Origin of the sequence: Gluconacetobacter entanii, assembly GCF_003206495.1 — a bacterium.
Classification (GTDB): Bacteria; Pseudomonadota; Alphaproteobacteria; order Acetobacterales; family Acetobacteraceae; genus Novacetimonas; species Novacetimonas entanii.
In genome coordinates, this window is the sequence record NZ_NKUF01000012.1 from 73,809 (window position 1) to 85,507 (window position 11,699).

The 11,699-nt window shown below is 62.5% G+C and carries 13 protein-coding genes and 1 riboswitch; of the genes, 12 read left to right on the plus strand and 1 reads right to left on the minus strand.

Annotated features, from left to right (window positions below; translation table 11 throughout):
- The first annotated feature begins 63 nt into the window (after positions 1 to 63).
- The 10 genes from purH (at position 64) to CFR72_RS07575 (ending at position 9,072) form a co-directional block, all read left to right on the plus strand.
- Positions 64 to 1,644, plus strand: coding sequence for a bifunctional phosphoribosylaminoimidazolecarboxamide formyltransferase/IMP cyclohydrolase (purH, locus tag CFR72_RS07530; RefSeq protein WP_110913369.1), 1,581 nt, complete (start codon positions 64 to 66; stop codon positions 1,642 to 1,644).
- A 104-nt stretch (positions 1,645 to 1,748) separates the two neighbouring features.
- Positions 1,749 to 2,537 carry a hypothetical protein gene (locus CFR72_RS07535; protein WP_110913370.1) on the plus strand — a complete coding sequence of 263 codons (789 nt, stop codon included), beginning with the start codon at positions 1,749 to 1,751 and terminating at the stop codon, positions 2,535 to 2,537.
- Between the two features lie 147 nt (positions 2,538 to 2,684).
- Positions 2,685 to 3,011 carry an AtpZ/AtpI family protein gene (locus CFR72_RS07540; RefSeq protein ID WP_110913371.1) on the plus strand — a complete coding sequence of 109 codons (327 nt, stop codon included), beginning with the start codon at positions 2,685 to 2,687 and terminating at the stop codon, positions 3,009 to 3,011.
- 38 nt (positions 3,012 to 3,049) lie between these two features.
- Positions 3,050 to 3,799: a F0F1 ATP synthase subunit A gene (locus CFR72_RS07545; protein WP_110095961.1), complete on the plus strand. Its 750-nt coding sequence runs from the start codon at positions 3,050 to 3,052 to the stop codon at positions 3,797 to 3,799.
- A gap of 55 nt (positions 3,800 to 3,854) precedes the next feature.
- On the plus strand, positions 3,855 to 4,079 hold the full coding sequence (locus CFR72_RS07550; protein ID WP_003616715.1) for an ATP synthase subunit C family protein: 225 nt from the start codon (positions 3,855 to 3,857) through the stop codon (positions 4,077 to 4,079).
- A 14-nt stretch (positions 4,080 to 4,093) separates the two neighbouring features.
- Entirely contained in the window at positions 4,094 to 4,708 is a 615-nt protein-coding gene (locus tag CFR72_RS07555; RefSeq protein WP_110913372.1) for a F0F1 ATP synthase subunit B family protein, read from the plus strand.
- Between the two features lie 30 nt (positions 4,709 to 4,738).
- Positions 4,739 to 5,233 (plus strand): F0F1 ATP synthase subunit B family protein, encoded by a 495-nt coding sequence (locus tag CFR72_RS07560; protein WP_110913373.1) that lies wholly within the window; start codon positions 4,739 to 4,741, stop codon positions 5,231 to 5,233.
- A gap of 16 nt (positions 5,234 to 5,249) precedes the next feature.
- The gene (locus CFR72_RS07565; protein ID WP_110913386.1) at positions 5,250 to 6,005 is read left to right on the plus strand and encodes a glycosyltransferase family 2 protein; all 756 of its coding nucleotides are present in this window, start codon (positions 5,250 to 5,252) and stop codon (positions 6,003 to 6,005) included.
- Between the two features lie 12 nt (positions 6,006 to 6,017).
- Positions 6,018 to 7,673, plus strand: coding sequence for an ArnT family glycosyltransferase (locus tag CFR72_RS07570; RefSeq protein WP_110913374.1), 1,656 nt, complete (start codon positions 6,018 to 6,020; stop codon positions 7,671 to 7,673).
- A gap of 249 nt (positions 7,674 to 7,922) precedes the next feature.
- A riboswitch (TPP riboswitch) is annotated at positions 7,923 to 8,017 on the plus strand.
- Positions 8,018 to 8,100: 83 nt separating this feature from the next.
- A complete protein-coding gene (locus CFR72_RS07575) occupies positions 8,101 to 9,072 on the plus strand; it encodes an ABC transporter substrate-binding protein (RefSeq protein ID WP_110913387.1) in 972 nt (323 codons plus the stop codon).
- Between the two features lie 118 nt (positions 9,073 to 9,190).
- Here the strand turns inward: CFR72_RS07575 and CFR72_RS07580 are convergent, their stop codons facing one another.
- Positions 9,191 to 9,709, minus strand: coding sequence for a DUF2721 domain-containing protein (locus CFR72_RS07580; RefSeq protein WP_110913375.1), 519 nt, complete (start codon positions 9,707 to 9,709; stop codon positions 9,191 to 9,193).
- A gap of 223 nt (positions 9,710 to 9,932) precedes the next feature.
- On the opposite strand from CFR72_RS07580, the gene CFR72_RS07585 reads away from it, so the two are divergent.
- Positions 9,933 to 10,169: a hypothetical protein gene (locus CFR72_RS07585; RefSeq protein ID WP_110913376.1), complete on the plus strand. Its 237-nt coding sequence runs from the start codon at positions 9,933 to 9,935 to the stop codon at positions 10,167 to 10,169.
- A 260-nt stretch (positions 10,170 to 10,429) separates the two neighbouring features.
- Positions 10,430 to 11,431 (plus strand): NAD-dependent epimerase/dehydratase family protein, encoded by a 1,002-nt coding sequence (locus CFR72_RS07590; protein ID WP_110913377.1) that lies wholly within the window; start codon positions 10,430 to 10,432, stop codon positions 11,429 to 11,431.
- Positions 11,432 to 11,699 lie beyond the last annotated feature (268 nt).

Genomic DNA, 11,699 nt, shown 5'->3' on the forward strand with positions numbered 1-11,699 from the left:
TTAATCACCCCCATCGGATCCGTGTTCGGATCGTCCCGCGGTTTAAAGTGAAAGGTCACTGCGATGGCCCCCCAGACGCCTGTGCCGGTGCGGCGCGCCCTCATTTCCGTTTCGGACAAGACCGGCCTGCTCGATCTTGCTCGCGCGCTTGTCGCCCACGGGGCGGAGATCCTGTCCACCGGCGGTTCCGCCCGCGCGCTGCGTGAAGCGGGCATCCCGGTCAAGGACGTGTCCGAACATACGGGCTTCCCCGAAATCCTCGATGGCCGGGTGAAAACGCTGGTGCCGCAGGTCCATGGCGGCATCCTTGGCCGTCGCGACCTGCCCGAACACCTGCGCCAGATGGAAGAGCACAAGATTGCGCCGATCGACCTTGTGGCGGTCAACCTCTACCCGTTCGAGGCGACCGTGGCGTCTGGCGCGGGGGCGGAAGACTGCATCGAGAACATTGATATCGGCGGTCCGGCCCTGATCCGGGCTGCGGCAAAGAACCATGACCATGTCGCGGTCCTGACCGATCCGGCGCAGTATGCCGACATCATCACCGCCCTTGGCGAAGGTGGCACGACGCTGTCGCAGCGCCGGGCGCTGGCGGGTGCGGCCTATGCCCGCACGGCGGCCTATGACGCCGCAATTGCGCAGTGGTTCGCCGAACAGCGCGACGACCTGCTGCCCGCGCGCATGACGGTGGCGGGTGTGCGCCGTGAAAGCCTGCGCTATGGCGAGAACCCGCACCAGAAGGCGGCGTTCTACACCGACGGCACCAACCGTCCGGGCGTTGCAACCGCGCGCCAGATCCAGGGCAAGGCGCTGTCGTACAACAACATCAACGACACCGACGCCGCGTTCGAGGCGGTGGCCGAGTTCACCGACCCTGCCGTCGTGATCGTCAAGCACGCCAACCCGTGCGGCATCGCTGTTGCCGCGACGCAGGCCGAGGCATGGGACAAGGCGCTGAAATGCGACCCGGTTTCGGCGTTCGGCGGCATCGTCGCGCTGAACCGCCCGCTGGAAGCCGAAGCGGCGGCAAAGATCGCCACCATCTTTACGGAGGTCATCGTCGCCCCCGACGCGACGGAGGAGGCACGCGCCATCCTCGCAAAGAAGAAGAACCTGCGCCTGCTGCTGACAGGCGGCCTGCCTGATCCCACGGCGGCCGGCATTGTCGTGCGTTCGGTCGCCGGTGGCTTCCTGGCGCAGACCCGCGACAATGGGCGCGTGGACCGCGCGGACCTGAAGGTCGTGACCAAGCGTGCACCGACCGATGCTGAAATGGCAGACCTGATATTCGCATTCCGTGTGGCAAAGCACGTGAAGTCGAATGCCATCGTCTACGTCAAGGACCAGGCGACGGTGGGGATCGGCGCGGGCCAGATGAGCCGTGTCGACTCGGCCCGCATCGCGGCTAGCAAGAGTGCGGACGCGGCGAAGGCGGCGGGCGAGGCACAGCCCCTGACACAGGGCAGCGTGGTGGCCTCGGACGCGTTCTTCCCGTTTGCCGATGGGCTTGAGGCCGCGATCGCGGCGGGCGCTGTCGCGGTGATCCAGCCGGGCGGGTCCATCCGTGATGACGAGGTCATCGCCGCCGCCGACAAGGCGGGGATCGCGATGGTCTTCACAGGTATGCGCCATTTCCGGCACTGATCCCACATCACGGGGACTTGCCTGTCGCGGGGCGAGGGATATCACTAGACACCGCCCCGGCATCGCGACAGGCCGGTGGATGCAGACGAAAGACGAGATCCGGCATGCACATTCATCGGCGTTCCCCCCTCTACGTGACAGCGGCGCTTGGCCTTGTGGCCAGCCTCGCGGGCGCACCGGCCATCGCCGCGTCCAAGGCCGCGCCGGAGGCTCAGCATGCCCCGGCGGCGGCCCCTGCCGCGCAGCCTTCGCAGGCGCAGGCGACCTCGGCGTTCGACTATTCCCCCCTGCCGGTCGTGACGGGGACGGTGGCGCAGTACCTGCTGACCAGCACGGGCGACGTGGCGGGACTGCTGCTGTCCGACGGAACGCAGGTCCTGTGCCCGCACCGTCTGGGCGATGCCGCGACGCAGGTCGTGCGTCCGGGTGAACAGGTCAGTGTCAGCGGCCTGAAGGGACGCGCCCATCCGATCGTGCGTGCCTACGTCATCAGCGGGCCGCGTGGCCGCCGGATCGCGGACGAACCGGGATCGGAAACGGTCCTGCCGCCGGCCAATATCGGACCCGACGTTGCGGTGGACGGTACCGTGCTGGCGCAGCTTTATGACATCACCGGCGCGGTGCAGGGTGTCGTGATGCGTGACCATTCCCTCGTTTACGTGGGCCGCGCCAATGCCGCGCGGCTTGGCAACTGGCTGCGTCCGGGGGCGACGCTGCATGCGATCGGCACCGGCGTGAACGGTGGCCGTGGCACGGCGATCAACGCGCGTGAGATCGGGCCGGACGTGAACCAGGCGATCCACATCGTGCCCGCCGATGCGCCGCCGCCGGGCGCCTTCCCCGGAAGCGCCGCCTATGACCGGATTCCCGGCAGCGACACGTCCGCGGAATAAGTTTCGGTTTTCCCCTGTCCGGTACAGGGGAAAACATATTGTTTTCATGCACTGACCCAAGATTGTCATGCTTTGCTGGACGACGCTTGCTTGACAGGTTATTGCAGCATCGTTAGCTAGCGCCTGCACCCATCGGGAGGTGCGAAAATGGACACGGACAAAGATCCATCCGGTACGTCCTTTGACCAACGCCTGCGCGCGGCACAGACCCGGCTGGAAAAGCCGGGGAAGGCAGAGCAGGAGAAGGACACGGGACGGGGGTTTTCGGAACTGGGGCTGATGCTCCGGGCGGGAACCGAACTTGTGTCGGCCCTCATCGTGGGGGTAGGCATCGGCTGGGGTATGGATCACTGGCTGCACCTGCGGGCGGTGTTTCTGGTTCTGTTCTCGCTTCTCGGCGGTGCGGCAGGTGTGCTTAATGTCTGGCGTCTTGTCAGGCCCGGTGCCATAACGGATGGCGATTCGGGTTCCTGACGGGGAACCGGGCAGAGATATTTTAGGGAAGAACGAAGTTGGCGGCCGGATCATCCATCGACGCGCTCGGTCAGTTCGAGCTCCATCCAGTTCTTGGCGCCCTTGGGGAGTCCCTCAGGTTCAGCCAGTCGCCGCTGATGATGATCATCGCATCCGTCATCGTGCTGGCGTTCCTGTATATCGGGATGCGGCCCGCCGCCGTGGTGCCCGGTCGCCTGCAGGCCGCGGCCGAGATGTGCTACGACTTCATCTACAACATGGCCGTTGACACGATCGGTTCTGAGGGACGTGCGTTCTTCCCGTTCGTGTTCACCCTGTTCTTCTTCATCCTTGCGGGCAATTACCTCGGCCTGCTGCCCTTCTCCTTCGCCTTCACCAGCCATATCGCCGTGACCCTGGCGCTGGCGCTGATGGTGTTCTGTCTCTCGATCATCGTGTCGCTCAAGGTGCAGGGGGCGAAGTTCTTCGCCCACTTCATGCCCGCCGGTGCGCCCAAGGCGCTGGCGCCGCTGCTGATCCCGATCGAGATCCTTTCTTTCCTTTCCCGTCCCGTGAGCCTGTCGATCCGTCTGTTTGCCAACATGGTCGCCGGTCACGTGATGTTCGACATGTTTGCCGCCTTCACGATCATGCTGGCTGGTCTGGGCCTGTTTGGCGATGTCATCGCCGTGGGACCGATCGTCATCAATGTCGCGCTGATGGCTCTCGAATTGCTGGTGGGTGCGCTGCAGGCCTATGTGTTTGCCATCCTCACCTGCATCTATCTGCGGGAGGCCGTGGCCCACTGAGGGCCACCATCCCCCGTCATTTCATCCAGAACGTCTGAAACAAGGAAAAACTGACATGGATATCGCAGCAGCCCGTGAAATTGGTGCCGGTATCGCCGTTATCGCCCTCGCTGGCGTGGGCATTGGCCTGGGTAACATCTTCTCCACGCTGGTCAGCAGCATCGCGCGCAACCCGTCCGCACGTCCGCACGTGTTCGGCCTCGGCATGCTGGGCTTCGCCCTGACGGAAGCCGTCGCCCTGTATGCGCTGCTGATTGCGTTCCTGATCCTGTTCGTCTGATACAGGAGGGGTGCGTGGTGCGTTCCACGGTGTATAAAAACATCCGCAGGGTGGCGTCGCGCGCGGCGGCACCCGTGCTGGCCCTGCCATTGATGGCCATGGTTGCACCTGGCGCACGCGCCGAGGGCATGCCCCAGCTTGATTTCGGCAATCCCTACGTCATCGGTCAGGTGGTGTGGGGTGCGGGCATCTTCCTCATCCTTTACCTGCTGCTGAGCCGTTCGGCCCTGCCGAAGGTCGAAAAGGTCCTGAGCCTTCGTCGCCAGACGATCGAGAATGACCTTGAGATCGCGCACAAGGCCAAGGCCCGCGCCGATGACGCGGTGGCCGAACTTCGCCAGGCCCGCAAGGACGCCATGGCGGAGGCGCAGGCCAATGTTGACAAGGTCGTGGAAGAAGCCCGTGCCGCTGCTGAAAAGCAGACGCAGGAAATGAATACGCGACTGGGTGCCGAAATCCGTGAGGCGGAAGCCCGCGTCGCCCTTGCCCGTGAAACGGCGCTGGGGTCTCTGCGGCAGATTTCCACCGATACGGCAGAAGCCCTGATCCATCAGTTATCCGGCACTTCGGCCCCTCTGGACGTGGTGACGTCCAAGGTTGACGGTGCCGCGACGGCCCGTGGTTTCTAATGGGCCCCCTCTACAGACAGGTCCGTAGTCATGTTGCATGAGCCCCGTTTCTGGTCGGCTGTCGCCTTCTTCCTGTTCTTCATCCTGTTCGGCGCGAAGCTGTGGCGTCCGCTGAGTGCGGCGCTCGACGCCCGCGCCCAGAAGATCCGCGCCGACCTTGACGAAGCCGCGCGCCTGCGCCGCGAAGCGGAGCAGATGCTCGAGGACGCGACGCGGGAGCGTGAAGCCGCACTGGCGGAAGCCCGTGAAATGGTCGAACATTCCCTGCAGGAAGCCGCCCGTATCGCGGCACAGGCCCGTCAGGACGCCGATGACATTGCGCGTCGTCGCGAACAGATGGCCCGTGACCGTATTGCCGCCGCCGAGCGTGGCGCGATCCGTGAGGTGCGTGAAGCCGCCATCGATATCGCGATGCAGGCCACGCAGGAGACCCTGGCGGGTTCACTGACGGCCGATGGTGACAAGACCCTGATTGACAACGCCATTTCGGGACTTCCGTCGGCCCTGTCCCGTCGCGCGGCCTGAGCCGGACGGCGGAACGCTGAGTTCTCCGGTTCCCCATACGGACGGTAATCCCGTCCTGTCCATCGTATCGGTCGTTCTTGACGAAGCGGCGAACATTCGCCCCGTCTGTCAGGAACTGGCCGATGCCTTGACTCAACTGCCCCCTGCCGAAGTCATCTTTGTCGATGACGGCAGCACCGATGACACGGTGGCCATCCTGAAGGCTGTCCGGGCCGAAGGCATCCTGCCGCAACTCCGGATCCTCTCCCACGATCGTCGTCTTGGCAAATCCGCCGGTCTACGCACGGGGATCGAGGCGGCGCGTGGGAAATGGATCGCAACGCTTGATGGTGACGGGCAGGACAATCCCTTCGAATTCATCCGTATGCTTGAACTGGCGCAGCAGGCCCCCGGTCGTGCGCCTCTGGTGGTCGGTGTGCGGGCCAAGCGGCAGGATCGGCTGTCGCGGCGGCTGGCGACACGTTTTGCCAACGGGTTGCGCAGCCGCCTGCTGCAGGATGGGTGTCCCGATACGGGGGCACCGCTGAAACTGTTCCTGCGGCAGGATTTCCTTCGCCTGCCACAGTTCGAGGGACTGCATCGTTTCCTGCCTTCGCTGATGGGGCGTCATGGCGTGCCGCTGGTCTGCACGCCGGTCGGCCATCGCAGCAGGTTGCACGGGCAGTCGAAATACACGAACCTCAACCGGGCGCTGGTCGGGATTCGTGACGTTCTTGGTGTCATGTGGCTGAACAACCGCGCCAGGATTCCGGACCACATTACCGAACGCTGAGAGGGCGGTGCGATGACACGCCTGACGCTGCGCCATTATATCATTGTCGCTGTCTCGATTTTCGTCCTGTTCCTGCCCGGCCGCGCATCGCTGCCGCCGCTGGACCGGGATGAACCCCGCTATATGGAGGCAACGGCCCAGATGCTGCACAGCGGCGATTACGTCGATGTGCGTTTCCTGGACCAGCCCAGATATCTGCAACCGGCGGGGATCTACTGGCTGGAGGCCGCAGCCGTCAGCCTGACGGGCATGCGCGATGCCCATGCGACGTGGCCGTACCGTATTCCCTCCCTTCTGGCGGTGACGGCGGCGGGCGTGCTGACGGCATGGATGGGGGCGGCCCTGTTCGGTCCGGTCAGTGGCCTGCTGGCGGCGGCGTTGCTGGCGGTATCGGTGCTGATGACCGCCGAAGGGCGCATGGCGACCATCGACACGACATTGCTGCTGTCGATCCTGCTGGCGCAATGTGGGTTGCTGCGGGCCTATCTGGACCGCGAGCGTGATCTGCCGACCCCGTTGGCGGCGGCATTGCTGTACTGGACGGCACTGGGATGCGGGCTGATGCTCAAGGGGCCGGTGGTCCTGATCCCCGGTTTCGGCACGCCAATCGCCCTTGCCCTGATTGAACGCCGGACCGACTGGTGGCGTCGCCTGCGTCCGGCATGGGGCTGGCTGGTGATGCTGGCGATTGTCGTGCCGTGGTGCGTGGCCATTGGTGTGGTCAGCCATGGGGATTTCTACAGCCGCGCGGTGGGACACAATTTCCTTGGCAAGGTGGCCAGTGGTCAGGAATCCCATGGACTGCCGCCGGGCTATCACCTGCTGGCCTTTGCCATTGCATTCTGGCCCGGTTCCCTGTTCGCCGCGATGGCGCTGCCTTTCGTGTGGCAGCAGCGGCATCAGCCGCCGGTGCGGTTCCTGATCTGCTGGATCGTGCCGCACTGGCTGGTGTTTGAGGCAATCGCAACCAAGCTGCCGCATTATGTGCTGCCGACCTATCCCGCCATCGCCATCCTGACGGCGGCGGCGATCGTGAGCATGCCCGAAGGCTGGCGGTGGCCGCAGTCCTTGTGGGGGCGCGGATTGCTGTCGGCCTATGGCGTGATCTGGTTTGGCGTGGGCTCGGTCCTGGCGTTGGCGGGTCCGGTCCTGCTGTGGCGGATGGAGGGGATCATGTCCCCCGCCGCCATGACGATTACGGCGGGTGCGCTGCCCCTGCTGATGGCGGCGGCATTGCTGCTGGTGCGTGGCGCGGTGCTTCAGGCCGTCATGGCGTCGATTGCGGCGGCCGTCATCATCCATGTCGGCCTGTTCCTTGCCGTTATTCCCAAGCTGGAGACGATCTGGCTCAGTCCCCGGCTGGCGACACTGGTGGCGGAGCATCGTCCCTGTCCTGCCACGATGGTGGCATCGGTTTCGGATTCGGAGCCGAGCCTTGTCTTCCTGCTGGGGCAGGATACGAAGCTGATGCAGCCGGAACTGGCGGCGGGTTTCCTGCGCCAGTATGGGAAATGCGCACTGGTACTGGTGGGGTCAAAGGACCTGCCTGCATTCGAAGGCGGGCTGGAACATGATGGCCTGCATGTCCGGCGACTGGGGATGGCCAGTGGTCTGAACTATTCCACCGGGAAGCATCTGGAGATCGGGCTGTATGGGTTGCAGCCGTAGGATGAAGTTTTTTTACGAATAAAAGTTTTTGAGTGCCGCCTTTTGATCGAAAAAGGCGGCGTCTTTCGAAGCTTTTTGAAAAAAGCTTCACCAAAAACTTCTTTATGAATTTCTGAAGGTCGCGAAACAGATTTCTTCTATGAATAAAGGTTTTCTGGTTCTTTTTTGCAAAAAGAACAGAAAGCCAGCCGACAGGTCACACTGATGTGCCACCCTGCATGGTTGACGCATCACCGGATTTCCCATCATCTGCACCAACCGGGGTGTCCGCGATGCTGGCTGAGATCACACCCGTTGAACCTGACCTGGGTCATGCCAGCGTAGGGAGAACAAGCATCATGCCGGACCTGCCTCCGCCATGCTGGCTTCCCCGTGCTGCCCCTGTCCGGTTTTTGCCCCGGACGGATGCACGAAGGGACGCACGATGATGAAGGCCATACTGTTACGGATTGCATGTCTTCTCATCATGATGGGCGGGATCGGCCACGCCCATGCCACTGACGCGCCACGTCGTGTCAGCGTGATCCTGGACTGGTTCCTCAATGCCGATCATGCGGCGCTGCTTGCCGCGCAATATGACGGGGCGTTCGCACGGCATGGGCTTGATGTCCACCTGATCGCACCGGCCGACCCAGGGGCGGCGCCGCGGCTTGTGGCGGCGGGGCAGGCGGACCTTGCGGTGTCTTACCAGACGCAGCTTGGCATGCTCTCGGAACAGGGGATACCGCTGGTGCGGGTGGGGACGCTGATCGACACGCCGCTCAATACCCTGATCGCCGCAGGGGATGTCCATTCCCTTGCCGACCTGAAGGGGAAGGTGATTGGCGTTTCCCTGTCGGGCGCGGATGATGCGGTGCTGGCGACCATGCTGTCTACCGTTGGGGTCGGGATGGGCGACATCCATCAGGTCAATGTCAATTTTCAGCTTGAACAGGCGCTGATGTCGCATTCCGTCGATGCGGTGATGGGGGCGGTACGGACCTATGAACTCATCGACCTGAAACAGAAGGGCATGACCGTGACCGCCTTCTTCCCTGAGGAGCATGGCGTGCCGCTGAATGATGAACTGGTTTTCCTTGCGGCACGGGATCACATACGCGACCCGTGGGTGCGTGCGTTCATGGCGGCGCTGGAGGAGGGAACGAACACGCTTCTCAACCACTCCGACGAGATCCTGTCGAAGGCGATTGCCGATCACCCGGAACTTGATACGCCGCTCAACCGGGCGGCATGGCGTGAAACCCTGCCGCGTCTGGCGAAGCAGCCAGCGTTGCTCAATGCGCGGCGGTATCGCGCATTCACGGCGTTCCTGCGCGCCCATGGCGTCATCAGCCATGATGTCGCGCTGGAAACCTACGCCGTTGATCCCTTTGCACTGGTGCCAGCGACAACGCCGTAGACAGAAGAATAAAAGTTTTTGGTGAAGATTTTTTCAAAAAGCTTCGAAAGACGCCGCCTTTTTAAAAAAAGGCGGCACCCAAAAACTTTTAATATTTTCAGTATTTTAAAAATGCGTCTTAATCCACCTGCGTGTATTTGTGCGGCAGGAAGGTCGTGACCCGCAGGCCGTGCCACGCGACGATGCTGTCGCCAAGGAACATCGCCAGCGAGCCAACCGTGCACATCAGCGCGTTGCCGAACATTAGCACCAGCCACCAGGCGCTTGCGGAATCACGTACGCTGCCGACAAACAGGGCGAAGGCCGACCCACAGGCCGAGGCACCGCCCACGCCAGCGAACAGGATGGCCGCATCAAGCAGCAACGTGCGGTAATGCAGGTGCCGCAGGCGTTGCATCAGCATGTGGCGGTCACTGTCGTCCTTGTCATTATCGCCCTTGCCATCCGTGTGCGTGGCGGCGTCGAGTTTGTCGCGGATGCTTTCGATATGGTCGCTGACACGGGCAAGGCGCGTGTTGAACAGGCCAAGCAGCGTGCCAATGCCCGACAGCATGAAAACCGGCGTCAGCGCGGTCTGGATCAGGTGGGTGGCGCCGTCAATGGACTCATCGGGTAAAAGGCCGGGAAGAAGGGTCACGAACGGGGGGTGCTCCAGTCTTGGCTTGGGGTGTCAGGAAGGGGCGGATTGTGTGGCTGTGGCGCGTATCGTCAAGAGGGAAATGTTGCGATTTCGGTCTGATTGCTGCCGGAAACAGCCATTTGCGCCTATGTCATGGACAGGAGGATGCCTGCTGCTGATAAAACGGACGGCCTCTGGTATGGGAGGGGTCTGCATATCGCCAGACACGGGAAAGGATGCCATGTCACACAACTATGCTACCCCCATGACGCCGGAAAAACGCCTGGCGCGTGTCCTGTCGCGTATTCCCGCCGACTGGTCGATCTGGGTCGAGCGGACGCCGGGGGAAGGGGATGCGATGTCGTGGCGTGCTGCCGTCGGCCCGCAGCAGGCGGGACAAGAGACGCAATGGTGCACCGGGCACGACACGATGGTCGATGCGCTGGAAGCGGCATGGCGACATGCACGGCAGCAATAACCACCGTTTCAGAAGCCAGATCATCAGAAGAAAGTTTTTGGTGAAGCTTTTTCTAAAAAGCTTCGGAAGAAAGCCGCCTTTTTAGAGACAAGGTGGCACCCAGAAACTTTTATTTTTTATCAGCAGGTTATTTCCAGACGTGTTTCCGGCGGACAACGCATGCCACGGTCATGCGATCAGGGATCGGCAGGCGCGCGGATATGCGGTATCTGCCGCCCACGACAACAGAAGTGCCACCTTATGGCACGCAGGAGGATAGAGTGCGGGTGCTGGTCACCGGAAGTGCGGGCTTCATCGGATTCCATGTGGCGCGTCGCCTGCTGGAAGAAGTGCACGAAGTCATCGGTATCGATGGTATGACTCCCTATTACGATGTTGCGCTCAAGCGGCGGCGCCACCTGCTCCTGTGCGCCCATCCGCGTTTTGTCGCCCACGAGATCATGCTGGAGGATCGGGCGGCACTTGCCCGTGTTGTGGAGGGCGCGCGGATCGGCACCATCATCCACCTTGCCGCGCAGGCGGGGGTGCGGTACGGCGCGCACCGGCCCGATACCTATATCGACAGCAATATCGTTGGCACGTCCAACCTGCTCGACCTGGCGCGCGGCATGACGCTGGACCATGTGCTGCTGGCTTCCACCTCGTCCGTCTATGGTCCCGCAACCGACCTTCCTTTTGCCGAGACCGAACGCTGCGACTATCCCATCAGCCTGTACGCCGCGACCAAGAAGGCGACCGAGGTGCTGGCCCATTCCTTTTCCCACCTGTCGGGCACGCCGGTGACGGCGCTGCGGTTCTTTACCGTGTACGGGACATGGGGCCGCCCCGACATGGCGCTGTTCCTGTTCGTCGATGCGATCCTGCGGGGACGTGCGATCGACGTGTATGGCAATGGGCAGATGGAGCGTGACTTCACCTATATCGATGACGTGGTGGAATCCGTCCTGCGCCTGCTGCCCTGTGTGCCGGTCAGTGGGGATGTGGCGACGGGGTGCAGTCCGGTCGCGCCCTATCGCGTGGTCAATGTGGGCAACGGGCAGCCCGTGCCGTTGATGGATTTTGTCCACGAAATCGAAACATGCCTTGGCCGGCCGGCCCGGATCAACTTCCTGCCGATGCAGCCGGGGGATATGAAACGGACATGGGCCGACGCCTCTCTGCTGGAACGCCTGACGGGTTTTCGCCCCCAGACGCCGCTGCAGGCGGGGGTAGGGCGTTTTGTGGCCTGGTACCAGGATTATTACGCCCGGCATGACGGATGAAGATGCAGGGCAGGTTCAGGAAATACAAATCACACGATTGTTTGTACACACGATTGTTTGAACAGATTTGTGCGATCTGTAGTTTCACTGCAACTGTCCAAGTTAAAATCAGCGTTGAAATCACATTTTCATGATGCCGATTTTAACGCCTCCGGTTCCCTTTTTCCGCCCCTCACATGAGGAGTTTCACGTCAATGGCCACTTTCACTGCGAGATCATTTTTTCTTCTCCGTGTTTTGGATCCATGGTCTGAGCCTGTTTAACGACT